Here is a 26,228-nt window from a genome sequence, read left to right as displayed (position 1 = left end):
GGCTAAGTGTAATCCTGCTTCTAACCGCGTTCGTTCGCGTATCTCCTGTGTTTGCTTCTATTGTGAAGGAAATTCCGGGTTTCAGCGGATTTGTTGAGTTGATTCAGGGAGATAAGTCCTTGTTTACAGCAATGGAAAATGATTTCATACAGCCTATAAAGCTCTCGGACGAGAAAAACGGCTACATTTTTACGGTTGATGGAATTATAGCCGATGATCAGCGTATGGCTATTCTGTATACGGTAGAGGGACCAGGAATTAACGGCAATACAGGATTTCTGGATTATAAATTAAAAACGAGTGATGGCAAAGATTTGGTCGCTTCCATTGGTTCATCGCATTATCCGAATGACGATGCCGAGGGTTCAAGCGTTCCTGTCCATCAATATTTAGATATACTAATGGGCGAAGGTTCTAAAATGCCGGAAAGCCTGCAATTCAGCTTATTGCTTGGCGGTCAGTGGCTAAAGGTTGAGTTTCCGATTGAGCATAAAAGATTCGAGGGGATGCGCGAAGAAATCTCGATCGAGCAAAAGGTTGAGATCGGAGGACAACGTTTTACAGTGAAAAATGCTGTCATAACACCGCTTCAAATAGCTGTGACAATTGAAGCAGATGCAACTAATGACAAACACGCAAATGGTTTTATAAATATAGCGCTTGTCGATGAGAAAGGCAGGCGATATGAGTCGAATTCTGCGTTTGGCGATTCTAATACATCAATTACCCGTCACTTTAAGAGCAGCTATTTCGTTAAGCCCAAAAAGCTAACTTTAATTGCGGACGGTTTGTATGTGTCGGAAAACAATTTAAGCATCACGGTGGATACGGATAAAATAGAAACTATATCATCACCGAATAATAGGCTTCTATTAGCCAGCAAAGAGCTGCTTAATGGTGAGTATGAAGTGAAGTTTGATTTGCTAAGTCAGGATGAGATTGATAAGAAGCCGGGATATACATTATTTCCGCACGGCGGCACCTTCAAGGACGGTGCTGGTGTATCCTATCCTATTTCAGATAGCCGCGGGGTGCAGTGGAATTCAAATGAAGATAAAGTGACCTATGTTTATCGAATTCCAGCAGCAGATTACAAGCAGCCGTTAACATTCAGTATTGAGCAGTACCCTGGTTATGTATTAAAGCCGATAAGTATACCGATAAAATAAGTCGAAGGCGCTGAGCAGCGGAGGAAACGTTGCGTTCAGCGCCTTTTTCCTTTACGATGAAGACATTGGAAAATATCATACATATACACAATAGCAGTTGTCATATGAGGGAGGCCCTACGATGCCGAAAAAAGTGAAAGTATCTGAGCTCGTTAAACAATTTCAGCTTGAGATTATTGCGGGCGAGGATGGAATGAAGCGTGCCATTACAGTAGATGATTTGTATCGGCCTGGACTCGAAATGGCTGGATATTTCCACTACCATCCAAGTGAGCGCGTACAGCTGCTTGGAAGAACGGAAATCTCGTTCCTAAATATGCTGGACGGTGAAGAGCGCAAGGATCGTATGGTTCGTTTATGCAACGAGGATACACCATGCATTATTTTGACAAGAGGGCTGGAAGCGCCTCTAGAGCTTGTAGATCAATGTAATGAGAAACAAATTCCGCTGCTCAGAAGCAATGTGGCTACAACCATTTTGTCCAGCAGAATTACGGACTTTTTGGAGAGAAAGCTTGCTCCGACAGCAACGATTCATGGCGTTCTTGTTGACGTATACGGGGTTGGCATGCTTATTACTGGAGGAAGCGGCATCGGTAAAAGCGAGACAGCGCTAGAGCTTGTCAAACGCGGACACCGGCTTGTTGCTGATGATGCAGTAGAAATTATGCAAACCTCCGATGCGCAGCTGCACGGCAGTGCGCCAGAGCTTATTCGTCACCTGCTCGAGATTAGAGGGCTGGGTATTATTAATGTAATGACACTTTTTGGCGCAGGGGCAGTTCGGACGCAGAAGCGTATCGGCCTTGTCATTAAGCTGGAAAACTGGCAGCAGGACAAGCAGTATGATCGCCTTGGATTGGATGAAGAAACGACCCGTATTATCGAGACGGACATTCCGCTCGTAACTGTGCCAGTAAGACCCGGTCGTAACTTAGCAGTCATCATCGAGGTGGCAGCAATGAATTTCCGCTTGAAACGAATGGGTTACAATGCGGCGCTGCAGTTTACGAATAAGCTTACGGAAACAATCGCTGACGATATGGACGAATACGATTGAACCTAAAGGGGATATAACTAAATGAAGACATTGATATTAAACCCAATTGCCTTCACATTAGGCTCTATTGAAGTGCATTGGTATGGCATTATTTTGGGAACGGCGGCATTAGTGGGGCTGCTTCTCGCAGTGCAGGAAGGAAAACGATTCGGCATTAAGCCTGATTTTTTCATGGATTTGCTGCTGCTCGGCGTCCCTTCCGCCATTATTGGAGCGCGAATTTATTATGTAGCGTTCAAATGGGAAGATTATAAAGGCAACTTTGTAGATGTGTTCAAAATATGGAATGGCGGTATCGCGATATATGGTGCGATAATCGGAGCTTTTATTTGCGGATTCTTCTATTTCCGCTATAAAGGCTATAACTTCTGGCGCTTGGTAGACATTTGTGTACCTGGACTGCTTGCAGGTCAAATGATTGGCCGTTGGGGAAATTTCATGAACCAAGAGGCGTATGGCGGCGTGGTTAGCGAGTCTTTCCTACGCAATACCCTTCATTTACCATCGTTTATCGTGGATCAAATGCTTATTCAAGGTGAATACCGTCACCCGGCTTTCTTGTATGAATCCGTATGGAGCTTAGTCGGTATTGCTATATTGTTCGTCCTTCGCCGCCAGAAGTTTTTGCGCGCAGGCGAGCTGATGGCCAGCTACTTTATCTGGTATTCAATCGGCCGTTTCTTTATTGAAGCGCTTCGTACGGACAGTCTTGCGTTTAGAGGACCATCGTGGCTAGCATCCTTTATTAATGGCCTCTGGACTCCAATGGAAGTATTATTCAAACAAGGCTACTTGGATCCTGCGTACGGCAACATAAGGATTTCACAAGTACTGGCGCTGCTTTTAATCGTTGGTGCGGTTGTACTTATTATCGTGCGGCGTAAGACGGGACTTGCATCCGCTCATTACCTTGATCCAATTACGACTAGCAAGCCAGAGCGTAATGTGGGATCGGATGAGAAAAGGGGCAAAGACCAACCTGCTGGCACTAAAAAAGATGATGAGGTTGGCAAGCGTTAAATGTAATTAGGGAGGTTTATCGATGACGGGCAATATCAAAACGATGCTGTTCGATTTGGACGGCACAATTATCGACACCAATGAGCTTATCATCCGCTCGTTCATAGAGTCTTTACAAGGCGTAGCACCAGAAGGATTCGGAAGAGAGCATATTATTCCAAGCATGGGACAGCCGCTTACGGATCAAATGAAGCTATTCTCGGGATTGGATGAAGTAACACATCTTGTGGCAGCGTATCGCGAAGTTAATCTGCGTTTGCATGATGAATATGTAAAACCATTTGATTACGTCATAGAAGTTATTGAGCGAATGCATAAGCAAGGTATCCAAATTGGCGTCGTTACGACAAAAATGCGTCTGACAACGGAACGCGGCTTGAAATACGTTGGGCTGTTCGACTTCGTGGATACCATTGTAACGATTGATGATGTTGTTCATGCCAAGCCGCATCCAGAACCAGTGAGCAAAGCAATCGGACTGCTCGGCGCAGATCCGGCAACGACCATTATGGTTGGAGACAGCACAGTGGATATCGAGTCGGCGATTGCGGCAGGTGCGATAGCAGTTGGTGTCGCTTGGTCGCTAAAAGGCGAGCAAATCCTTAAGGATGCCGGAGCCCATCATGTCATTCACGACATGCGCGATCTCTATTCCTTTGTCGGAATGGAGCGGGAAACATTTGCGTAAAGTTGAACGATATCCGGTGGAAGGGCCAAACGCGCTGTGGCAAGTATATTCAACGGTCAGCCGATTCAAATCGGTTCGTAATTTCATTTGCATCCAGCTAGCGCGCTATTGTCCGATTCTTCCGTTAAAAAATTGGATTTACCGCCGTTTGCTCGGCATGAAGGTCGGAGAACATACCGCTTTTGCACTTATGGTCATGGTCGATGTCTTTTTTCCAGAGCGTATAACGGTAGGCAATAATACAATTATCGGATATAATACAACCATTCTAACTCATGAATATTTGATCAAGGAGTATCGTCTCGGCGACGTCGTGATAGGCTCTCATGTCATGATAGGAGCAAATACGACGATATTGCCAGGTGTAACAATCGGCGATCATGCCATTGTAGCTGCTGGATCAGTTGTCCATAAGGATGTGCCTGCTTATGCATTTGTAGGAGGCAATCCGATGAGGGAAATTAGACGAAGCGAAATGGTCGTGCCAAGCGAATTTGATGAGAATGTGCGCAACATTTTAAACTAATGGGCTATGGAAAGCTTCGTCCGTGCGAGTTCGTCTCGCAGCCGGTCGAGGCTTTCTTTTTTGACATAAAACGGATCGATTTCAACTTGACGAAAATAAGCTTTTCATGCTAATATTACGACTAAACTCTTTAATTTGTTAGCATGGTAACATGGTATCGCTTTAAACCACTAAAGTRAACGAAGGTGATATTGGTGTCTAAACCAAAAGTATTTGAGAAGCCGATAGGCGTTAAAGATTATTTGCCAAGCGCAGTGGCTAAGCTGCGTCATATTGAACGTCAGGTTCTTGCCTGCATGCAGGGCTGGGGCTACGAACAAATTATAACTCCAACAATGGAATATTACGATACAGTGGGTGTAGCCAGCTCTACGTCCGATCAGAAGTTATTCAAGCTGCTTAACAATCGTGGAACAACGCTGGTGCTGCGCTCTGATATGACGTCGCCAATCGCTCGTGTGGTGTCATCCTTATTGAAGCAAGCGGATTTTCCACAGCGTCTGTCGTATCACTCTAATGTGTTTCGGGCGATAGAGGAAGAGGCGGGCCGCGAGGCGGAATTTTTCCAAACGGGCGTAGAGCTAGTTGGTGATTCCTCGGCAGAAGCGGATGCAGAGGTTGTTGCTCTTGCAATCGCGTCGCTTAAAGCTGCCGGTGTTGAACGTTTCAAGATAGCTATTGGGCATGTTGGATTCCTAAACGGCTTGCTGGAGCAATCCTTGCCAGGCCGTGCAGAAGCGCAGGAGCAGTTGAAGAGCTGCTTGTTAGGCCGTGATTTTGTAGGTTACCGCGAGCAGCTTCGTGGATTATCCGTGGATGAATCCGTTCAGCAAGAGCTGGAAGGTGTTTTGCGTCTACGCGGCGGGCAAGAGATTTGTGATCAAGCGCTGCAGCTGAATGTGGATGATAAAGCGCGGGCGTCCATTCAACATTTGTGCGAAATATGGGATGTGCTGAAGGCGTACGGGGTTTGTGAGCATGTGCTTATCGATCTGACGATGATTGGTGACTTCTCCTATTACACAGGGATGACTTTCGAGGGTTATGCAGCTGATCTAGGCTTCCCGGTTGTAAGTGGAGGCCGTTATGACAACCTGCTGGCCCAGTTCGGCAGACCGGCTCCAGCAACGGGATTTGCACTCAAGACGACACGTATTCTGGAGCTGCTTGGCGATGGCGCTGAGAGTGAAACGGAACGCACACTGGTTATCTATGATACTGCTGGACGCAATGAGGCGCTTGTTAAAGCACAGGAACTGCGCGGGCAGGGTGCGAGCGTTGTAACAGAGCGGGTAGATGCGAATAACGCACTTCTTGATGAGCTTAAAAATAAGGCACAGCAGCAATCGTTTACTTATAAAGGCGTAGCCTACACAGCATTGCTGACATTTGACGGAAGCGGAATTAAAGGAGGCAGCGCCACATGAGCGGAGCGACAAAAGATATATTGAAAGTGGCGATGCCGAAGGGCCGCATTTATAAGGTAGCTTCCAAGCTGTTCCGTGAAGCGGGGCTTCCGATTCCTAGCGACTTTGATGATACGCGCAAGCTGATCATTGAGCTTCCAGAGGTAGGGATGGAGTTCATTATGGCAAAGCCTGTTGACGTACCGACTTATGTGGAATACGGCGTAGCGGACATCGGAATCGTGGGCAAAGACGTGCTCATGGAGGAAAATAAAGATGTTTATGAGCTGCTTGATCTTGGCATTGCCAAATGCCGGATGTCTGTTATTGGCATGCCGGATTGGAAGCCGGCCATGAATCCGCGTGTAGCGACCAAATACCCGAATGTGGCTTCGGCGTATTTCCGTGAGCTTGGGCAGCAGGTAGAGGTTATTAAGCTGAACGGCTCCATCGAGCTTGCGCCAATGATCGGGTTAGCTGACCGTATCGTTGATATGGTGGAAACCGGCCAAACTCTTCGTGAGAATGGGCTTGTGGAGATGGAATCAATCTTCGGTATTACGAGCCGCTTGATCGCGAATCGAGTAAGCTACCGGATGAAGAATGAAGCGATTCAAGGACTGTGTGATCGCTTGCAGGAAGCGTTGGCTAAGCGGGGGTAGAAGAGGGCGGAAAGTAAGAAAAAGCATAAGCAGACAAAGCGAGTCCAGCAAGAACGGGAAATGCATAGCGAGTGTCAACGAAGCAGGAGCAAACGCAAAGTAGGGCTTGCAGCACTTCATGTGTAGAACAAGTGAATTGCATGCTGGACTGGACGGATTAATAGATTAATAGCCTTGTGAGTATTGGAAGGAGTGGATGATATGCGTATTATGCGAGCGGAGCAATTTGGTTTGAAGCGTGAGGTGGAGTATGGGACGCCTGAGCAAAATGAGTCTGCTTTGAAGATCGTCGCAGACGTAAAGTCTGAGGGGGATGCAGCGCTGCTGAGGTACACTGAGCAGCATGACCGCGTTAAGCTGGACGCTGCGTCGCTGCGTGTGACGCAGGAGGAAATTCAGGCGGCGTATGAGCATGTTGACGCCGACTTTCTCACGGCTATTCGCGAAGCAGCCGTGAACATTCGGGTATTCCACGAGAAGCAAATGCGTACCTCGTGGATGGATTTGCAGCAGGACGGAACGCTGCTCGGGCAAATTATGCGACCGCTCAAGCGGGTCGGCGTATACGTGCCCGGAGGCAAGGCGGCTTATCCGTCGTCCGTGCTGATGAATGTTATACCGGCCCAGGTAGCTGGCGTGCCGGAAATTGTTATGGTGACGCCGCCGGCAACTGGCGGCACGGAAGGCATCGACCCGTATATTCTCGTTGCCGCCGCGGAATCGGGCGTCAAGGAGATGTACCGGGTCGGCGGCGCACAGGCCATAGCCGCGCTTGCGTACGGCACGGCCACAATTGCTCCGGTCGATAAAATATGCGGACCGGGCAATATTTATGTGGCGCTTGCGAAGCGCGCCGTATTCGGTGCCGTCGATATCGACAGTATCGCCGGGCCAAGTGAAATCGTCGTGCTTGCTGACGATTCAGCTGATCCCGCGTATGTAGCCGCGGATCTGCTGTCGCAGGCGGAGCACGATGAGATGTCATCGGCGATCCTTGTAACGCCATCGCAGCAGCTTGCGGAAGCTGTAGCAGCGGAGGTGGAGCGTCAGCTATCCACCCTGCCGCGCCAAGACATTGCACGCAGCTCCATCGACAACTATGGCGCTGTACTGCTGGTCGATTCGCTTGAAGCGGGTATCGACGTTATTAATCAGATCGCACCTGAACACTTAGAGGTGCTGACGGTTGACCCGATGCGTTTGCTCGGCTACATTCAGAACGCAGGAGCTATTTTCCTTGGGCCTTACAGCTCGGAGCCGGTCGGGGATTATTTTGCTGGACCTAACCACATCATTCCGACAAACGGCACAGCACGGTTCTCATCGCCAGTTAACGTTGATGATTTCTTGAAGAAATCGAGCTTGATTTACTATAGTAAAGAAGCGCTGATGTCTAATGGCGATAAAATCATGACGCTGGCTCGTCACGAAGGGCTTGAAGGGCACGCTCGTGCAATCGAGGTTCGTCTTGAGAAGGAACGCGGGTAAACATTTTAACGTAAATAGATTAATTTGTTAGGCAAACAATTAAGTATAGGAGAGTTATTACCTAGGTAATAACTCTTATGCTCTTTAGCGGCATCTGCTGGAATTCCCTTATGCGGCAGGGCATTTGAGATGATGAAAACAAACATAATCATATAGGAAGAAGGAATGAAAGTGTCGGAAAATCGCGTACGTGAAGCATCGGTGGCACGCAAGACGAATGAAACGGATATTAAGCTTACTTTTGCAGTAGATGGAACAGGTGAAGCAAAGATTGATACAGATGTCCCTTTCTTTAACCATATGCTGGATCTATTTATTAAGCACGGCCAGTTTAATCTGGAATTAGAAGCACGCGGCGACATCGACATCGATGATCACCATACGGTAGAGGATATCGGAATTTGCATCGGTCAAACGCTTCGTGAAGCGCTTGGCGACAAACGCGGTATCAAACGTTACGCTAGTGTATTTGTACCAATGGATGAGGCGCTGGCTCAGGTTATTATTGATGTGAGCAACCGCCCACACTTTGAATATCGTGCCGAATACCCATCCACACAAGTAGGCAGCTTCTCTACAGAGCTTGTTCATGAGTTTTTGTGGAAGCTTGCACTTGAGTCACGCATCACGCTTCACGTCATCGTACATTACGGCAAAAACACGCACCACATGATTGAAGCGGTGTTCAAAGCGCTTGGACGAGCGCTTGATGAAGCAACGAGCATTGATCCTCGCGTACAAGGAGTGCCTTCAACGAAAGGAGTGCTCTAGGATGATCGCGATTATTGATTATGGGATGGGCAACCTCCACAGCGTAAGCAAAGCGGTTGAGCGTCTTGGATACGAGACGGTTATAACAGACGATCCCGCGACGATTGCAGCTTCAGACGGAGCGATTCTTCCTGGCGTTGGCGCGTTTGGCGATGCCATGCAAAACCTGCGGGAAACGAAGATGGATGAAGTGACCAAAGCGTATGCATCTTCTGGTAAGCCGCTGCTCGGCATTTGCCTTGGCATGCAGCTTCTCTTCACCGAAAGTGACGAATATGGAACGAATGAGGGATTGAATCTTCTTCCCGGCAAAGTTAGCCGTTTCACAGGGGATTACAAGATTCCGCATATGGGCTGGAACAAGCTGAATTTCCTTCAAGAGCAATCGCCTCTATTTAATGGGTTGACCGAAGGGCATGTTTATTTCGTACACTCGTTCCATGCGAAGCCGGAGGTAAGCTCCGACCTGCTCGCAACAACAGACTATTATCAGCAGGTAACAGCCATTGTTGGTCGCGGAAACGTATATGGCATGCAATTTCACCCCGAAAAAAGCGGAGAGCTTGGCATGGAGCTGCTGGGCAACTTTCTTGCACTAACTAAAATTAACGAAGCATAACAAGCTCCAATAGATATTCAAGCAAGTTACTTACTTAAGCAATTAAATCATTTTAGACTCGCTGCTTGGTAAGGATGCTTCTTCCTTAATCCAAGCAGTTTCATCAAAGTGATTCCAAGTAATCCTAAGTAATGCCGAGTGTTACCGGATAGACAATTAAGCTCGACTACGGGCATAAAGGAGAGTGCAATATGCTGGCGAAACGTATCATTCCTTGTCTTGACGTGAAGGATGGCCGCGTTGTGAAGGGTGTTAATTTTGTGAACCTGCGCGATGCGGGAGACCCAGTCGAGCTGGCGGCCACTTATGACCAAGAGGGCGCAGATGAGCTTGTATTTCTAGATATATCGGCTTCCGTTGAAGGGCGTGCGACGATGATTGAAGTCGTCAAGCGGACCGCTGGGGAAATTACGATTCCGTTTACGGTAGGCGGCGGCATATCTCATGTCGATGATATGAAGCGGCTGCTGCGCGCCGGAGCGGACAAAATCGGCATAAATACAGCTGCGGTTTTAAACAAGGCACTCATTCAAGAGGGGTCACGCAAGTTTGGATCACAGTGCATCGTGGTGGCGATTGATGCGAAGTTTAATGCTGAGTGGGGCGAATGGGAAGTTTACACGCACGGCGGACGCAAAACGACTGGCATTAAGGCGCTCGAATGGGCACGTGAAGTGGAGAAGCTAGGCGCGGGTGAAATTTTGCTGACCAGCATGGATGCCGATGGCACCAAAGACGGCTTCGACATCAAGCTCACGCAGGCGGTGTCAGATTCGCTTGGCATCCCCGTTATTGCTTCGGGCGGAGCGGGTAGAGTCGAGCATTTTAACGATGTGTTCCAAATGGCACATGCGGATGCGGCTCTAGCTGCAACGATTTTTCACTATAAAGAGATGACGATTCGTGAAGTGAAGGACGACTTGCGCTTGAAGGGAGTAGAGGTACGATGACGGAAAACAATCATAATGAACTTATCTCAAAAATTAAATGGGACGATGCGGGGCTAGTACCAGCTATTGTTCAAGATGTGCAAAGCAAAGAAGTGCTTATGATGGCTTATATGAATAAGGAATCACTTCAGCTATCCGTTGAATCCGGCGTGACTTGGTATTGGAGCCGCTCGCGTAATGAGCTTTGGAACAAAGGAGCGACAAGCGGCAATACGCAGCGCATCGTCTCTTTGGCTTATGATTGCGACGGTGATACATTACTCGTTAAGGTGGAGCAAAAAGGTCCAGCTTGCCACACAGGGCGCTATAGCTGCTTCTTTAATTCGGTTGAAGTAGCCGGGAACACAGATGCTACCTCAGAGGCTGGACAACCCGCTGCAGACCGCTTCGCTACGCTTGGACAGCTAGAGAGCGTGATTGCCGAGCGTTACGCAGAGCGTCCTGAAGGCTCTTACACCTCATACCTGTTCGATAAAGGTGTCGATAAGATTTTGAAAAAAGTAGGCGAAGAAGCATCCGAGGTTATCATAGCAGCGAAAAATAAAGATAACGACGAGCTTCGCAGCGAGGTTGGCGATCTTATTTTTCACCTGATGGTATTGCTTCGTGAACGCGGATTGCCGCTAGATGATGTAATTAGCGAAATTAACAATCGTCACGGCAAGCCAACAACAAATAAAATGAGATAATGGAAGCTGAATGATAAATGACAGCAGAAAGGCCGGTACGCACATGTTTATCGATTACCATACGCATCATGCTCGCTGTGGTCATGCCGTTGGAGAGCTAGAGGAATATGTAAAGAAGGGCATAGAGATCGGACTCGTGCAGCTCGGCCTTTCCGATCATATGCCACTGCTCCATGTTGACCCTGCGACTTATTATCCGGAAATGGCTATGCCGATGGATGAGCTTCCGCGTTATGTGGAGGAATGCCTTGCGCTTAAGGAAAAGTATAAGGGACAAATCGACATACGTGTTGGGCTTGAAGGCGATTATATTGAGGGCTGCGAGGAGCAGATCGCTGCGATCGTGAACGCGTACCCTTGGGACTATGTGATTGGCTCTGTTCATTTTCTTGAGGAGTGGGACATCACCGATTTCCGGCAAACGGGAGGCTGGGAAGGCCGCAATCGTATGGCTGTATACGAACAGTACTACGCAGCCGTGGGCAAAGCAGCCGCAAGCGGATTTTATGACTACATTGGACATATTGATGTCATCAAGCGTTTTGGCTTTCTGCCGGAGGAAAATGTTACCCATTTGGAGAACGCTGCACTAGAGGCAGTCAAGATGCATGGACTTGCGATTGAGCTCAACGCATCGGGCCTTCGCACACCTGCAGCAGAGATGTTTCCGAGCCGTAGAATGCTGGAATATGCACTGGAACTAGGCATTCCGCTGACGGTTGGTTCAGATGCTCACCAGCCTGAAAGACTGGGCCAATATTTGGATCAAGCGTACGATTTGCTCAAAGAAGTTGGCTTTAAGCAGCTTGCGACATTTAATTGTCGAAAATTAGTGATGATTGATTTTTGAAATATCGTAAATTCCATGTATAATATAGATGATCAAATAAGCTTTGTCGAATGATCCGGCAAAGACGAGTACTTGTTCCGTCAAATTAATTGGTTTTAACGCTCAGGAGGGTATCATGTTAAGCGACAAGGTGCGTATTTTTTCGGGTTCGTCTAATCCGGTATTGGCTCAGAAAATTAGTGCAGAGCTTGGTCTGACGCTAGGTGCGATCAAGATGTCCCGTTTTAAAAGCGGAGAGATTTACGTGCATTACGAGGAAACGATTCGGAATTGCGATGTATTTCTCGTACAATCATTCTCACATCCAATCAACGAGCATTTTGTCGAATTGCTTGTTATGATTGATGCGGCGAAGCGTGCTTCCGCAAGAACGGTCAACATCATCATGCCTTATTACGGTTATGCGCGTCAGGAGCGCAAAGCAGCACCTCGGGAGCCGATTTCAGCGAAAATGCTGGCGGATGTGCTCACGACAGTAGGAGCGAACCGAGTGATTACAATCGACCTACATGCTCCAGCTATTCAAGGCTTCTTCAACATTCCAGTCGATCATATGACTGCGCTAGATTTAATCAGCGATTATTTGAAGTCGAAAAACATCAAGAACCCGGTTGTTGTATCGCCGGATGCAGGACGTGCTTCAACTGCTGAGAAGCTAGCGAACTACTTGGATACATCGTTTGCGATTATGATCAAGAAACGCCCTGCGCATAATGAATCAGTTATCACACATGTTATCGGTGATGTCGAAGGTCAAACTCCGATTATTATCGAGGATCTCATCGATACGGGATCTACGATTGTTAACGTTGTGGAAAGCTTGAAGGAGCGCGGCGCTGAAGATGTATTTGTATGCGCAACGCATCCGTTATTCTCCGGCTCTGCCATTGAGCGTTTGGATCATCCAAATATTAGAGAAGTCATCGTAACAGACTCAATCAGCTTGCCGGAATCGACTCCTGAACGCTTCAAAGTGCTTTCCGTTGCGCCGTTGCTTGCAGAAGCAACACGCATTATTTTGGAGGGCGGCTCCATTAGCACATTGTTCAAAAGCAATGGTGTCTAAACGTTCAAATGGAATGCAGAACTAACGAAATGAATAGTAATGCCGCGGGAAATCGCGGGTGGTGTATTTGCCATCCGCGATTTTCCCACATATTCTTTCATGTTCTCAGGGGTATTGCTATGGTATAATCGTATAAAATCGGAAGTAACGGGAGGTGCCTTGCGGGTGAAAGAAAAGAAACGAGTTGCCGTAGATCAACAGACGAAAGTCATACCGGTTCAATGGGACGCTACGTTTTTTTTCGAACGTGCGGTTCGATCGCTTGATCGGCTCCATTATGACAAGGCACTTAAATATTTTCGTCGCGCCGTCGAATACGAGCCGGAGAATCCGGTAAACCATTGTAATATGGCCGGCATTCTTTCTGAAATGGGCAACTATGAGGAATCAAATAAAATCCTCGGTTGGATTGTAGAAGAGCTTGATCCGACGATGACGGAGTGCCATTTCTATATGGCGAACAATTTTGCTAACTTAGAACAATATGAAGCAGCCGAGGGCTCGCTTATTCGATATTTGGAAGAGGACTCCGAAGGACAGTTTCTGGATGAAGCGGAAGATATGATGGATCTACTGCATTTTGAACTGGAGCGTCCTACTCGTCTAACCAACATCAAGTCTCGTGAAGGCATGGTCGAGCATGATTTGGCGCGCACGCTGCTGGAGGAAGGTAAATTCACTGAGGCTGTGCGCATTTTGGAGAAAATTATCGAAGGACAGCCAGATTTTTTAGCTGCTCGAAATAATTTGGCATTGGCCTATTACTATATGGGCATGTTCGATAAAGCGATGGATACGATCCATGAAGTGCTGGATCTTGAAGCGGGCAACCTGCATGCGCTGTGCAACCTTGCTATTTTTTATCAGCACAAAAACGATGAAAAAAGCTTGAAGCCGCTTGTTGAGCTGCTTGCGAAGACGGTACCGTTCCATCAAGAGCATGTGTTTAAACTGGCAACAACAATGGGCATCTTAGGAGAGCATGGTGCTGCTTATAAGCATTTCACCAGACTTCTCAAAGATTCAGAGCTCACTCAGGATCCAAGCCTGTATCATTACGCGGCTGTTGCAGCTTGCAATATCGGACGTTTGCAGGAAGCAGAGCGCCTATGGAAGCAGACAATCAAGCTTGATCCAAAATCAAGCATTCCTCTTTATTATATGGAGCAGCTTGAGCTGGTACGAAGCGGGCAGCAGACGGCTGCCATCAGCTATCACTATCATTTGCCGTTCGAAGAGCAGTTTAAGCTATGGGAGAAATCCTCCGATGGCATTCCCGATCATCTTAAGCGCGATCCGCTAGTACGCTCGTCGTTCTTCTGGGCGCTGCGTCATGGTGATCAGGACACGAAGCTGCAGGTTATTCAGGCTCTAGGGATGATCGCTGACAGCGAAGTGAAGGATGTTCTTCAGACGTTTTTGCTCGAGAAGGAAGAGGATGATTATTTAAAACGGATTGCCATCTTTGTACTCAGAACGATGGGCGTACAAGAGCCTTTGCATGTGGTGCTGGAAGGCAAAGAAACGGTCATTGAGCCGAACCGGGTCCCTTCAAGTCTGCCTGTATGGGAAGATAAATGGCAGGCTGTTGCAGATATCGCTCTTGATCGCATGAGCAAGCAGTATGATTTGGTTCAGCAGCATGATTTGATGACCTTATGGGTGGAATTTTTGACGCGAGTATATCCAGATGCTCCGAAGCTTACGAAGCCGGAGAGCTGGGCGGCCGCATTAGAATATTTGACTGCAAAAATGCATCGTCGTGCTATCTCCTATCACGAGGTTTCCACCAGATACGGTACATCTATTGCGACAGTCAGCAAGAACGTCAAGATTATTGATGAAGTTTGCGGCATCAAAGAAAAGATGAAGTCGATGAGTTCCGTCTTCTTTACGCAAGAATTACAGGACGAATAAACTTTTACGAGGTGAAGCTTATGTACAAATCAATTATTATCGGTACTGGTCCTGCGGGGCTTACAGCAGCTATTTATTTGGCTCGCGCTAACATGAGCCCACTCATTATTGAAGGCCCAGAACCGGGCGGTCAATTGACGACAACAACAGAGGTTGAGAATTTCCCTGGTTTCCCGGAAGGAATTATGGGTCCTGAGCTGATGGAAAACATGCGTAAGCAAGCGGAGCGCTTTGGCGCTAAGTTTATTACGGGTTGGGTTAATAGCGTGGATATGTCAGAGCGTCCATTCAAGCTTCAAGTGGAAGGCCATGGCGAGCTTGTTGGGGAGAGCATCATTATTTCTACTGGTGCATCGGCTAGATACCTCGGCATTCCAGGCGAGAAAGAAAACGTTGGCCGAGGCGTAAGCACTTGCGCAACTTGCGATGGCTTCTTCTTCCGCGGTAAAAAAATTATCGTAGTGGGCGGCGGCGACTCTGCGATGGAGGAAGCAAACTTCCTTACTCGTTTTGCTTCAAACGTAGAGCTTGTTAACCGTCGTGATGAGCTTCGCGCATCCAAAATCATGCAGGATCGCGCTCGTGAGAACGAGAAAATCAGCTGGAGCTTAAACCGCACACCGGTTGAGGTTGTAGCAACTGGCATGGGCGTTACTGGACTTAAAGTTCGTGACAACGAGACAGGTGAAGAGGATGTTATTGAGACAGACGGAATCTTTATCGCTATCGGCCATACGCCAAACACGAAATTCCTAGCAGGTCAAATCGATACAGACGATCATGGTTACATTGTTGTAAAACCAGGTACATCTGAAACGAATGTACCGGGCGTGTTCGCTTGTGGAGATGTTCAAGACAGCAAATATCGTCAAGCAATTACAGCAGCAGGCAGCGGTTGTATGGCTGCACTGGATTGTGAAAGATATTTGGAGGGTGCAATTACGCATGACTGGAGCAAATCGCTTTAATACTTGACGAGTTGCAACATAAGATAAAGAAGGGGCTATACCAGCAGAGCGACATGCTTGAAGGTATAGCTTTTTCATTAAATGCTGAAGGCATTTTTTCCAAGCCCAGAATGGTTGATTTGCCAGTATTCCTCTATCTTGACCAGAGGATGAAGGTCGCTTATAGTGTTACAAGAGAAGATTAACATATTGATGAGGTGGACTAGTGATGTCTGAGAAGATTTACGTTGGAGTCGATGTCGGCGGAACTGCTATTAAAGTAGGTATTTGTAATTCGGATGGGCAATTGCTCCAGACGTACGAGGGGCCGACGGAGGCGAGTAAAGGAACGGACACTATCCTTCAAAATATTGCGAAATATGCACAACAAATCGTAGTGGAATCGGACTATGATTGGGAGCAAGTTGACGGGGTAGGCGTTGGTATTGCTGGTTTCTTAGATATTCCAAACGGAATTGTGAAATTTGCACCAAACTTAAAAATCGAGAACGTCAATCTAAAGGCTTATTTGGAGCAAGAGCTGAATAAGACAGTTAAAGTTAATAATGATGCGAATGTTGCTGCACTAGGCGAAGCTTGGGGCGGAGCGGGCAAAGGCATCGCRCACTGCGTATGCTACACGCTCGGCACAGGCGTAGGCGGCGGTATTATTATAGATGGTAAAATCGTTGAAGGTTCTATGGGTATGGCTGGCGAGCTTGGTCATATGGCTATCGTGCCTGATCTTGAAGCTATTGTATGCGGCTGCGGCAAAATCGGCTGCTTGGAAACGGTATCCTCTGCAACAGGTATTATCCGTATGGCAAAGGATGCGGTTGAACGCGGCGATCGTACATCGCTTTCACTTGTTGAGGATATTATGGCGAAGGATGTTCTTGATGCAGCTAAAGCAGGAGACGAAGTAGCAACTCGCATCGTAAACCGTGCTGCTTATTATTTGGGTAAATCAATGGCGATGATCGCTATTGTATTGAATCCGCAATATTTCATCATTGGCGGCGGCGTTTCGAAGGCTGGAGAATTTTTATTCGAGCAAATTCGTGAAGTATTCGACAAGTATACACAGGATCAAGCGAAAGAAAATGTGCAAATCGTAGCGGCAACACTAGGCAACAACGCTGGCRTTGTAGGCGCAGCCGGCCTTATTCTAAGAGGTTAATTTCATAGTTGTAAATGACGAAGAGACTTTGCATCTGCAAAGTCWTAGCCTATTCTAACGAAGTAGGTTTGCGTTCGCAAACCTTAAGCATATCCTTACGAAGTGACTTTGCATTCGCAAAGTCTAAGCATATCCTTACGAAGTGACTTTGCATTCGCAAAGTCTTTAGGAGGTTTATTCATGGAAACGACAGCAGCAGTAGCAAAGCTTGTCATAATAACCGGGATGTCTGGCGCGGGCAAGACCATTGCTGTCCAAAGCCTGGAGGATCTCGGTTTCTTCTGCGTAGATAATCTGCCGCCCGTTCTTATTCCTAAATTTGCAGAGTTGATCGATCAGTCGAACGGTAAAATCGGCAACGTTGCGCTTGTTATCGATTTGCGCGGGCGTGAATTTTTCACGGCGCTTTCGGAGTCGTTGGCCTATATCAAGGAGCATTATACGATTAGCTGTGAAATCTTATTTTTGGATGCAACTGATTCTGTCTTGGTTCAGCGCTATAAGGAAAGTAGGCGGCGTCATCCGCTGGCGCCTGAGGGCATGCCGCTTGAGGGCATTCGCAACGAACGTCGCCTGCTAGAAGACTTAAAGGGCTGGGCATCACAGGTTATTGATACGAGTATTTTGAAACCAGCTCAATTGAAGGAACGTATTATTTCTCATTTTACACACCTAGAGCAAAACAGCTTGTCGATAAATGTAACTTCCTTTGGCTTTAAATATGGCATTCCTATCGATGCGGATTTGATCTATGATGTTCGTTTCTTGCCTAATCCGCATTATGTCGAGCATCTGCGCCCAAATACCGGTCAAAATCCCGATGTATATGAATACGTTATGAAATGGCCTGAAACTCAGCAATTTCTAACGAAGCTGCTGGATATGTTGCAATTCCTTATTCCGCTTTATCGTAAGGAAGGGAAAAGTCAGGTTGTTATCGGTATTGGCTGTACTGGCGGTAAGCATCGTTCCGTTGCTATAGCAGAATATTTGGGACGCATGCTCGGCAGCAGTGATACGGAACGTGTGCGTGTCAGCCATCGCGATGCCGAACGTGACAAGCATTGACGAGGTGAGAGAATGCAAAGTAGACACAAGATAATGAGACGGCCTAAAATCGTCGTAATTGGCGGCGGTACAGGTCTCTCTGTTATGCTGCGAGGTCTTAAGGAGAAGCCGCTCGATATTACCGCAATTGTTACGGTTGCCGATGATGGCGGGAGCTCAGGCATTTTACGCAATGAGCTGCAAATTCCGCCTCCGGGTGACATTCGGAACGTACTTATGGCATTAGCGGATGCTGAGCCGCTGCTGACTGAGGTTCTTCAGTATCGTTTCAAAACGGTGCCGGGACTTGCAGGCCACAGCCTTGGCAATCTTATGCTGGCAGCAATGACCGATATATCCGGCGACTTTGTAACGGGGATTCGTGAGCTGAGCCGTGTGTTAGCCGTTCGAGGACGGGTTCTGCCCGCAGCGAATCAGGCTATCGTACTTAAAGCGGAAATGGCTGATGGCAGCATTGTCACAGGGGAATCCATGATTCCGAAAGCTGGCAAGGTCATTAAACGAGTATTTTTGGAACCAGCCGATGTCGAACCGCTGCGAGAGGCGGTCGAGGCCATCGAACAGGCCGATGCTATATTGATTGGACCGGGCAGCTTATATACAAGTATTATTCCAAACTTGTTAGTTCCTAAACTGGCAACTGCCATCGTGGAATCAGAAGCGGTAAAATTATTTGTATGTAATGTTATGACGCAGCCTGGGGAGACTGATAATTATTCGGTAGGCGATCACCTTGATGCCATTCATGCTCATATCGGTCAACATCTATTCGATTATGTCATTGTAAATGACGGCGAAATTCCGCCGCAAATCGAAAGCAGATATGCTGAGCTTGGCGCAAAGGCCGTCCATTTGGATTTAGATGCAGTTACGCAAAAGGGATATGAAGTCATTGCGGATCGGCTAGTATTGTTTCGCACTTTTCTTCGGCATGATGCCGAACGCTTAAGCCATCATATTTATAAGCTGGTAGAGAACTGGATGTTACGAAAGAGGTGATACACAATGTCATTTGCGGCCCAAACAAAGAAAGAGCTGACATTAATTGAAGCGGACAGCTGCTGTGAGATAGCGGAGCTATCTGCACTCATACGGATGAATGGTTCGGTTAGCGTATCTAGCCGCAAAGTCGTTTTGGACATCTCAACGGAAAATGCCGCGATTGCCAGAAGGATTTATTCCCTGCTCAAAAAACATTATGATGTGCATGTAGAGCTGCTTGTCCGTAAAAAGATGAGATTGAAAAAAAACAACGTGTATATTGTCCGTATACCGGCTAGAGTTCAGGAAATATTAAGCGAGCTCAAAATTGTATCGGAAGGCTTTATGTTCAATTTAGGCATCGATAAGGAAATCATTCGCAAGCCTTGCTGCAAACGCTCCTATCTACGGGGTGCGTTTCTTGCTGGCGGATCGGTTAACAATCCAGAAGGTTCATCTTATCATCTGGAAATTTCTTCGATGTACCAAGAGCATTGTGAGTCGTTAGTTGACCTTGCGAACAAATTTGATCTAAACGCGAGATGCATTGAACGAAAAAAGGGATTTATCTTCTACATCAAAGAGGGCGAGAAAATTATCGAGCTCCTCAATATTATTGGTGCGCACCAAGCTCTGTTCAAGTTTGAAGATGTTCGAATCATGCGCGACATGCGCAATTCAGTAAACCGGATCGTAAACTGCGAAACGGCCAATCTAAATAAAACGATCGGTGCAGCTGTTCGTCAGATCGAAAACATCAAACTGCTTCAACGTGAGGTAGGACTGGATAGCTTGCCTGATAAGCTGAAGGAAGTAGCTGAAATAAGGCTTCAGCATCCGGATATGAATTTGACAGAGGTCGGCGAAATGCTCGGAGGAAAGGTCAGTAAGTCAGGCGTAAACCATCGTTTGCGCAAAATCGACGCACTTGCGGAAAAAATCCGCGGTGTCTGAACTTTTATCCTAGTGCATCAGCTGGTATAATGATATAATAATTTAAAATGACGCAATTTTTAAAGATAAGAATAAGCAGCATTGATACTTACACATCTTATCTTTGTCCGGAAACGAGCTTTTGCAGCCAGAAGACGGCAAACAGAGCCGTATACGCTTTTGCCGCATGCTAATGATTGAGAAAAATATAGGGGGTATGGTTTCCATGACAAGGCTTCCGGTTGTTGTTCGTCTTAAGACTGGACTACATGCAAGACCAGCAGCATTATTCGTACAAGAAGCGAACAAATTTTCCTCCGAAGTATTTGTAGAGAAAGACGACAAAAAAGTAAACGCTAAATCCATAATGGGTATTATGAGTTTGGCTATCAGTTCTGGCACTGAAGTATCCATTAGTGCTGAGGGTTCGGACGCAGAACAGGCTGTAAACGCTTTAGTCGCTTTGGTAAGCAAAGAAGAGCTGGAGAACCAATAATGAAGAAGGAGAGAAGTCACGCAGGTTCATTATGAGCTTGCGGCGGCAGCTCTTTTTTTATATGGAATGTAAAATAATCTTACGAATGTGTTTGCAATAAAAAAAGAGCAGGCTCGGATGAATCCGAACTTGCTCTTTTTTGCGTTCAAACCTATTACCTAGCGGAATCGGAATGAATTATGCGAGTTTCTCAATTACTTTATCAACCAAGCCATATTCTTTGGCTTCTGCTGCACTCATGAAGTAATCGCGGTCTGTATCTTTCTCGATACGTTCAAGCGATTGTCCACTGCGCTCTGCCAAAATACCGTTCAGCTTGTCGCGCATGCCGATAATGCGTTTTGCACGAATGGCGATATCGCTTGCTTGGCCTTCTGCACCGCCAAGTGGCTGATGGATCATGACTTCGCTGTTCGGAAGCGCGTAACGTTTGCCAATTGCACCTGCAGTAAGCAAGAAAGCACCCATAGAAGCAGCCATACCTACACAAATCGTAGATACATCAGGTTTAATATATTGCATCGTATCGTAAATAGCCATGCCTGCCGTAATTGAGCCGCCCGGGCTGTTAATATAAAGAGAAATGTCCTTCTCAGGGTCGTCTGCCGCCAGGAATAACAATTGAGCGATGATGGAGTTGGCCACCACGTCATTTACACCTGATCCTAGAAAAATAATGCGATCTTTCAGTAGGCGAGAGTAAATGTCATACGCACGCTCACCCCGATTGTTTTGCTCAATAACCATAGGAACGAAATTCATATCCAACGTAAGCCCCCTCCTAAAAAACAATGAATGGTTAAATCGTATTCTCATAATAACGGATGAAAAGTCAAAAGTCAAAGATAGTCAAACAGGTCTGCAATTCCCTTGCTGCGTATACGAAAAAAATGGGTTTGAAGTGGATTGGATGAAATATACAAGCGCAATTTGGAGTGTTTTCCATGAGGCATAGGTTGGATGTTGTAGCGGGAGATTAATCACTTGGCCGTTGCTTAAAATAAAAAAAACGTTCCAGCGTATAGGAACGGTTCGTGTGTATCAATATAGAGTTTGAACTTGCGATAATAAAAAGTAATGGCGCGCCCGCAAGGAATCGAACCTAGATCTCAGCCTTCGGAGGGCTGCGTCATATCCATTGGACCACGGGCGCATAAGGAAAAGCTGCTGTTGCTGCTATCTGCTTTTGTAAGAAAATAGTCGCAAAAATGATTATATGATATTAAAGATTTTAAAGCAAGCGATGTTCAAAAATTAAATTTGTTAAAAATGCGTCGGAAACCGTTTCCAATTGATAATCGGYTATTGCTACAATTGGTTATTTCCGATAAACTAAAGGTGGGACTTGAAATGATACCGCGGGACATATTGAGTCCAACGTATTTGAAGCGAATACGCTATAGGCCGATGGAGTGAAGGATGAGAAATGCGTCAGATCATTGAACTGCAGCAGCAGCTTGTGCCTGATCTGCTAGAGGTCATGAAGAAACGATATTCGATTTTGCATCAAGTAATGGTATCGGATTTAATCGGACGTCGAACGTTGGCTTCTGTATTATCGATGACGGAGCGTATGCTTCGGGCAGAGACCGATTTCCTAAAGACGCAGGGGCTGCTAGAGATTCATTCGGGAGGCATGCGGATTAGCGATTCAGGCAAGCTTCTATTAGAGCAGCTTGAGCCATTCTACAAGACAATGTTCGGACTATCCGAACTGGAGGAAACGATTCGCAGTCACTACGGCCTATCACAGGTCATTATAGTTGCTGGCGATTCGGAAGTCTCTGCCCAAACAAAGCGAGAGCTTGGTCGTGCGGGATGTCAGGTGCTTATCAAGGTAATGCAGCCTAACGACGTTGTAGCTGTAACAGGCGGAACGACGATTGCACAGCTGTCGAATCAACTGATTAGTTCTTCTCAGCTGAATACGAACTTGTTCGTACCGGCTAGAGGCGGTCTAGGGGAGAGCTTGGATTACCAAGCGAATACGATTGCTTCAATGATGGCTAAGCGTACAGGAGCGCAGTACAGACTTCTGCATGTGCCGGATCATCTGGGAGAGGAAGCTTTTGCATCTATTATGCAGGAGCCGAACATTCGAGAAATTGTGGATGTCATCCGCAGTGCTCGCATCGTTGTACATGGTATCGGAGATGCTATGGTTATGGCAAGACGCAGGCGGCTAGAGCGTGAAGTTATTGATGCGATGGAAGCTGAGGGTGCTTTGGCGGAGTCGTTCGGGTTTTATTTTGACCGAAAAGGCGCTGTCGTGCACAAAATGCAAACGGTGGGGTTACGGCTCGAGGATATTGTTAAAACTGAAGTTGTTATAGGTGTAGCCGGCGGCAAGAGCAAAGGCGAGGCTATAGCGGCAGTGATGCGCTTTGGACACAATGATGTACTCGTAACGGATGAAGCAGCTGCACTTGAAATCGTAGCTTTGATCGATCAAGAGAAGCACAGTCAAGAAGAAAGCAATAAGGAATCATGACGCTTTGCAAATTGCTGTTAAGGCATACCTGCAAAATGTCTTGAAATATATTCATAAATCTTTTAAAAACGCTTAGGAGGAAACAAAAATGGTTAAAGTTGGTATTAATGGTTTTGGTCGCATCGGCCGTAACGTATTCCGCGCAGCACTGAACAACCCTGATGTTCAAATCGTGGCAGTAAATGATCTTACGGATACTGCAACACTGGCACATCTTCTGAAATACGATACAACACACGGTCAACTTGACGGTACTGTTGAAGCTAAAGAAGGCGCGCTTATCGTAAATGGCCGCGAAATCAAAGTATTCGCAGAGCGCAACCCTGCAGACCTTCCTTGGGGTTCAGTAGGCGTTGAAATCGTAGTTGAATCAACTGGTATTTTCACAGCGAAAGAAAAAGCTGAGCTTCACTTGCAAGGCGGCGCTAAAAAAGTTATCATCTCCGCACCTGCAACGAACGAAGATATTACAGTAGTTATCGGCGTTAACGAAGATAAATACGACGCTGCGGCACACACCATTATTTCCAACGCTTCTTGCACAACGAACTGCCTAGCACCTTTCGCAAAAGTATTGAACGACAAATTCGGAATCGTTAAAGGTATGATGACTACAATTCACTCATACACAAATGACCAATCCGTTCTTGACGTTCCTCACAAAGACTTGCGTCGTGCTCGCGCAGCTGCTGAGAACATCATTCCTTCTTCAACTGGCGCAGCAAAAGCTGTTGCACTTGTTCTTCCTGAGCTTAAAGGCAAACTAAACGGTATGGCAATGCGCGTTCCTACGCCTAACGTATCTGTAACTGACCTTGTAGCTGAGCTTAAAGTTAATGTTACTGTAGAAGAAGTTAACGCAGCATTGAAAGAAGCTGCTGACGGTCCTCTTAAAGGCATCTTGAACTACAACGAATTGCCGCTTGTATCAAGCGACTACAATAGCGACCCTGCTTCTTCCACAATCGATGGTCTTTCGACTATGGTTGTTGAAGGCAACATGGTTAAAGTTATCTCATGGTACGACAACGAGTGGGGCTACTCAAACCGCGTAGTTGATCTTGCTGCTTACATTGCTAGCAAAGGTCTGTAAGCAAAGAAGACGGACTAAAGACCGCAGCATTCCGCGCATGCGGAGCTAAGGTTTTTGATTTGCGGCTTCTAGAGTCGTAAGTCATGGGGGCGTTTCTTCTTTGAAGGAACGCCCTTCTTTTTTTTGTATTCTACCGCTATACCTTTCCATAACACATTTTCGGGAGGCTTCATAGATGAATAAGAAAAGTGTACGTGATGTTGCAGAACTAGCTGGTAAACGAGTATTTGTTCGCGTTGATTTTAACGTGCCGCTTGAAGAGGGAAAAATTACGGATGACAAACGTATTCGTGAAACGCTTCCTACAATCAACTTTTTGATTGAAAAAGGCGCTAAAGTTATTCTTGCAAGTCACCTTGGACGTCCAAACGGTCAAGTAGTAGAAGAGCTTCGCCACACAGCTTCCGCAGTACGTCTATCCGAGCTGCTAGGCAAGCAAGTAACGAAAGCGAACGAAGCTATCGGTGAAGCTGTTGAAGCACAAGTTGCTGCACTAAACAATGGTGATGTGCTGTTGCTTGAAAACGTACGTTTCTATGAAGGCGAAGAGAAAAACGATCCAGAACTAGCGAAAGCTTTTGCAAAACTTGCTGACCTGTTCGTAAACGATGCATTCGGCGCTGCTCACCGCGCTCACGCTTCGACAGAAGGCATTGCACACATTTTGCCAGCTGTATCAGGCCTTCTTATGGAGAGAGAGCTTGAAGTACTAGGCAAAGCGCTTAACAACCCAGAGCGTCCTTTCACAGCGATCGTTGGCGGTTCGAAAGTTAAGGACAAAATCGCTGTAATCGATAAAATGCTTGAAATTGCTGACAATGTCATCATTGGCGGCGGCTTGTCTTATACATTCTTCAAAGCACAAGGCCATGAAATCGGCAAATCGCTTGTAGACAACAGCAAGCTTGATTTGGCTCTTGAGTTCATGGAAAAAGCGAAAAAACTAGGCAAAAACTTCTTGATCCCAGTTGATATCGTTGTAACTGACGATTTCAGCGCTAACGCTAACACGCAAATCGTTGACGTTGACAGCATCCCTGCTGATTGGGAAGGTATCGACATCGGTCCTAAAACACGTGAACTTTATGCTGATGTGATCAAAAACTCCAAGCTGGTTGTATGGAACGGACCTATGGGCGTATTCGAAATCGAGCCATTCTCCCATGGTACACAAGCCGTTGCTCGCGCTTGCGCAGAAACAGCTGGCTATACTGTAATTGGCGGCGGCGATTCCGCAGCAGCAGCTGAGAAATTCCACCTAGCTGACAAAATGGACTTCATCTCGACAGGCGGCGGTGCTTCCCTAGAGTTTATGGAAGGCAAAGTGCTTCCAGGCGTAGTTGCTCTTAACGATAAATAATACATTTACCCAACTATATAGATTTGAGGAGGATTACGCATGAGCAACAGAACACCGATTATTGCAGGTAACTGGAAAATGTTCAAAACGGTATCCGAGGCTGTAACATTTTTCTCCGAAATTAAAGGCAAAGCTGAAGTTGCAGGTGTAGAGAGCGTGATCTGCGCGCCATACACAACACTTCCGGCACTTGTTGAAGCTGCAAAAGGTACGTCGATTGCTATTGGAGCACAAAACGTACATTTTGAAGACAACGGTGCATTCACAGGTGAAATCAGCGGCGTTATGCTGAAAGATCTTGGTGTGAAATACGTAATTATCGGTCACTCCGAGCGCCGCGCTTATTTCGCGGAATCAGATGAGATCGTAAACAAGAAGGTTCATGCTTCCTTCAAAAATGGCTTGCTTCCTATCGTTTGTGTAGGCGAGAAGCTGGAAGAGCGCGAAGCTGGACAAACAAAAGAAGTATGCAAAGTGCAAACAGAAGCAGCTTTTGTAGGCCTATCTGCAGCACAAGCAGCTGAAGTTGTTATCGCTTATGAGCCAATCTGGGCTATCGGTACTGGCAAATCTTCTACTTCCGAGGATGCACAAGATGTTATCGGTTATATCCGCAGCGTTGTTGCTRGTCTTTACGATCAAGCGACTGCTGATGCGGTTCGCATTCAATACGGCGGCAGCGTGAAGCCTAATAACGTAGCTGAGTACATGGGTCAAGCTGATATTGACGGTGCACTTGTTGGGGGCGCGAGCTTGGAGCCTGCATCCTACATTGCACTGGTCGAGGGGGCCAAGTAA

General features: G+C 46.7%; 26 protein-coding genes and 1 tRNA gene. 25 read left to right on the top strand and 2 right to left on the bottom strand.

Annotation, left to right across the window (positions count from 1 at the left end; all coding sequences use genetic code 11):
- From AB4Z17_RS13775 to AB4Z17_RS13675, 21 genes are all read left to right on the top strand, one after another.
- Nucleotides 1-1,169, top strand: a 1,169-nt coding sequence (locus AB4Z17_RS13775; protein ID WP_441960279.1) for a DUF4179 domain-containing protein, incomplete at its 5' end; no start/stop codon positions are given.
- Between the two features lie 121 nt (nucleotides 1,170-1,290).
- On the top strand, nucleotides 1,291-2,229 hold the full coding sequence (gene hprK, locus AB4Z17_RS13770; protein WP_441912719.1) for an HPr(Ser) kinase/phosphatase: 939 nt from the start codon (nucleotides 1,291-1,293) through the stop codon (nucleotides 2,227-2,229).
- A 21-nt stretch (nucleotides 2,230-2,250) separates the two neighbouring features.
- Nucleotides 2,251-3,249, top strand: a complete 999-nt coding sequence (gene lgt, locus AB4Z17_RS13765) for a prolipoprotein diacylglyceryl transferase (RefSeq protein WP_441960277.1) — start codon at nucleotides 2,251-2,253, stop codon at nucleotides 3,247-3,249.
- A gap of 22 nt (nucleotides 3,250-3,271) precedes the next feature.
- Complete coding sequence (gene ppaX, locus AB4Z17_RS13760) at nucleotides 3,272-3,937, top strand: pyrophosphatase PpaX (protein WP_076270761.1); 666 nt, start codon at nucleotides 3,272-3,274, stop codon at nucleotides 3,935-3,937.
- Nucleotides 3,930-4,463, top strand: a complete 534-nt coding sequence (locus tag AB4Z17_RS13755; protein WP_179089910.1) for an acyltransferase — start codon at nucleotides 3,930-3,932, stop codon at nucleotides 4,461-4,463. Before ppaX ends, AB4Z17_RS13755 begins: the two co-directional genes overlap by 8 nt.
- 194 nt (nucleotides 4,464-4,657) lie before the next feature.
- On the top strand, nucleotides 4,658-5,890 hold the full coding sequence (locus tag AB4Z17_RS13750) for an ATP phosphoribosyltransferase regulatory subunit (protein ID WP_441960275.1): 1,233 nt from the start codon (nucleotides 4,658-4,660) through the stop codon (nucleotides 5,888-5,890).
- Nucleotides 5,887-6,531, top strand: a complete 645-nt coding sequence (gene hisG, locus AB4Z17_RS13745) for an ATP phosphoribosyltransferase (protein ID WP_441912716.1) — start codon at nucleotides 5,887-5,889, stop codon at nucleotides 6,529-6,531. Before AB4Z17_RS13750 ends, hisG begins: the two co-directional genes overlap by 4 nt.
- Before the next feature lie 201 nt (nucleotides 6,532-6,732).
- Nucleotides 6,733-8,019, top strand: a complete 1,287-nt coding sequence (hisD, locus tag AB4Z17_RS13740) for a histidinol dehydrogenase (protein WP_441960273.1) — start codon at nucleotides 6,733-6,735, stop codon at nucleotides 8,017-8,019.
- A gap of 171 nt (nucleotides 8,020-8,190) precedes the next feature.
- Nucleotides 8,191-8,790, top strand: a complete 600-nt coding sequence (gene hisB, locus AB4Z17_RS13735; protein ID WP_372239028.1) for an imidazoleglycerol-phosphate dehydratase HisB — start codon at nucleotides 8,191-8,193, stop codon at nucleotides 8,788-8,790.
- A 1-nt stretch (nucleotide 8,791) separates the two neighbouring features.
- Nucleotides 8,792-9,409 carry an imidazole glycerol phosphate synthase subunit HisH gene (hisH, locus tag AB4Z17_RS13730; protein ID WP_441960271.1) on the top strand — a complete coding sequence of 206 codons (618 nt, stop codon included), beginning with the start codon at nucleotides 8,792-8,794 and terminating at the stop codon, nucleotides 9,407-9,409.
- 191 nt (nucleotides 9,410-9,600) lie between these two features.
- Nucleotides 9,601-10,359 carry an imidazole glycerol phosphate synthase subunit HisF gene (gene hisF, locus AB4Z17_RS13725; protein WP_339206014.1) on the top strand — a complete coding sequence of 253 codons (759 nt, stop codon included), beginning with the start codon at nucleotides 9,601-9,603 and terminating at the stop codon, nucleotides 10,357-10,359.
- Nucleotides 10,356-11,048, top strand: a complete 693-nt coding sequence (gene hisIE, locus AB4Z17_RS13720; protein WP_441912713.1) for a bifunctional phosphoribosyl-AMP cyclohydrolase/phosphoribosyl-ATP diphosphatase HisIE — start codon at nucleotides 10,356-10,358, stop codon at nucleotides 11,046-11,048. The genes hisF and hisIE overlap by 4 nt, the downstream gene beginning before the upstream one ends.
- Nucleotides 11,049-11,091: 43 nt before the next feature.
- Nucleotides 11,092-11,898 (top strand): histidinol-phosphatase HisJ, encoded by an 807-nt coding sequence (hisJ, locus tag AB4Z17_RS13715; protein ID WP_441912712.1) that lies wholly within the window; start codon nucleotides 11,092-11,094, stop codon nucleotides 11,896-11,898.
- A 115-nt stretch (nucleotides 11,899-12,013) separates the two neighbouring features.
- Nucleotides 12,014-12,964: a ribose-phosphate diphosphokinase gene (locus tag AB4Z17_RS13710; protein ID WP_076270752.1), complete on the top strand. Its 951-nt coding sequence runs from the start codon at nucleotides 12,014-12,016 to the stop codon at nucleotides 12,962-12,964.
- Nucleotides 12,965-13,129: 165 nt separating this feature from the next.
- Nucleotides 13,130-14,881 (top strand): tetratricopeptide repeat protein, encoded by a 1,752-nt coding sequence (locus AB4Z17_RS13705; protein WP_441960269.1) that lies wholly within the window; start codon nucleotides 13,130-13,132, stop codon nucleotides 14,879-14,881.
- Between the two features lie 20 nt (nucleotides 14,882-14,901).
- Entirely contained in the window at nucleotides 14,902-15,849 is a 948-nt protein-coding gene (gene trxB, locus AB4Z17_RS13700; RefSeq protein WP_076270750.1) for a thioredoxin-disulfide reductase, read from the top strand.
- Nucleotides 15,850-16,057: 208 nt separating this feature from the next.
- The gene (locus AB4Z17_RS13695) at nucleotides 16,058-17,008 is read left to right on the top strand and encodes an ROK family glucokinase (RefSeq protein ID WP_441960267.1); all 951 of its coding nucleotides are present in this window, start codon (nucleotides 16,058-16,060) and stop codon (nucleotides 17,006-17,008) included.
- A gap of 180 nt (nucleotides 17,009-17,188) precedes the next feature.
- Entirely contained in the window at nucleotides 17,189-18,076 is an 888-nt protein-coding gene (gene rapZ, locus AB4Z17_RS13690; RefSeq protein WP_076270748.1) for an RNase adapter RapZ, read from the top strand.
- Between the two features lie 33 nt (nucleotides 18,077-18,109).
- The gene (locus AB4Z17_RS13685; protein ID WP_339206022.1) at nucleotides 18,110-19,075 is read left to right on the top strand and encodes a gluconeogenesis factor YvcK family protein; all 966 of its coding nucleotides are present in this window, start codon (nucleotides 18,110-18,112) and stop codon (nucleotides 19,073-19,075) included.
- A 6-nt stretch (nucleotides 19,076-19,081) separates the two neighbouring features.
- Nucleotides 19,082-20,011 (top strand): DNA-binding protein WhiA, encoded by a 930-nt coding sequence (gene whiA / locus AB4Z17_RS13680; protein ID WP_076270746.1) that lies wholly within the window; start codon nucleotides 19,082-19,084, stop codon nucleotides 20,009-20,011.
- A gap of 205 nt (nucleotides 20,012-20,216) precedes the next feature.
- On the top strand, nucleotides 20,217-20,486 hold the full coding sequence (locus AB4Z17_RS13675; RefSeq protein ID WP_028609180.1) for an HPr family phosphocarrier protein: 270 nt from the start codon (nucleotides 20,217-20,219) through the stop codon (nucleotides 20,484-20,486).
- 177 nt (nucleotides 20,487-20,663) lie between these two features.
- On the opposite strand, the gene clpP is transcribed toward AB4Z17_RS13675, so the two are convergent.
- Nucleotides 20,664-21,248 (bottom strand): ATP-dependent Clp endopeptidase proteolytic subunit ClpP, encoded by a 585-nt coding sequence (clpP, locus tag AB4Z17_RS13670; RefSeq protein ID WP_169091151.1) that lies wholly within the window; start codon nucleotides 21,246-21,248, stop codon nucleotides 20,664-20,666.
- Between the two features lie 316 nt (nucleotides 21,249-21,564).
- Nucleotides 21,565-21,639 (bottom strand) — tRNA-Arg (locus AB4Z17_RS13665).
- Nucleotides 21,640-21,912: 273 nt separating this feature from the next.
- Between AB4Z17_RS13665 and AB4Z17_RS13660 the strand changes: the two genes are divergently transcribed.
- The 4 genes from AB4Z17_RS13660 to tpiA all read left to right on the top strand — a co-directional run bounded on the left by AB4Z17_RS13660 (nucleotide 21,913) and on the right by tpiA (nucleotide 26,228).
- The gene (locus tag AB4Z17_RS13660; protein WP_441912711.1) at nucleotides 21,913-22,977 is read left to right on the top strand and encodes a sugar-binding transcriptional regulator; all 1,065 of its coding nucleotides are present in this window, start codon (nucleotides 21,913-21,915) and stop codon (nucleotides 22,975-22,977) included.
- 88 nt (nucleotides 22,978-23,065) lie between these two features.
- Nucleotides 23,066-24,070: a type I glyceraldehyde-3-phosphate dehydrogenase gene (gene gap, locus AB4Z17_RS13655; protein ID WP_076270744.1), complete on the top strand. Its 1,005-nt coding sequence runs from the start codon at nucleotides 23,066-23,068 to the stop codon at nucleotides 24,068-24,070.
- Between the two features lie 175 nt (nucleotides 24,071-24,245).
- Nucleotides 24,246-25,430, top strand: a complete 1,185-nt coding sequence (locus tag AB4Z17_RS13650) for a phosphoglycerate kinase (RefSeq protein ID WP_441960265.1) — start codon at nucleotides 24,246-24,248, stop codon at nucleotides 25,428-25,430.
- Between the two features lie 39 nt (nucleotides 25,431-25,469).
- Nucleotides 25,470-26,228, top strand: coding sequence for a triose-phosphate isomerase (gene tpiA / locus AB4Z17_RS13645; protein WP_441960263.1), 759 nt, complete (start codon nucleotides 25,470-25,472; stop codon nucleotides 26,226-26,228).

This window comes from Paenibacillus sp. TAF43_2, from assembly GCF_052113545.1.
Lineage (GTDB): Bacteria > Bacillota > Bacilli > Paenibacillales > Paenibacillaceae > Pristimantibacillus.
This window is presented reverse-complemented; position numbering and strand designations above follow the sequence as displayed.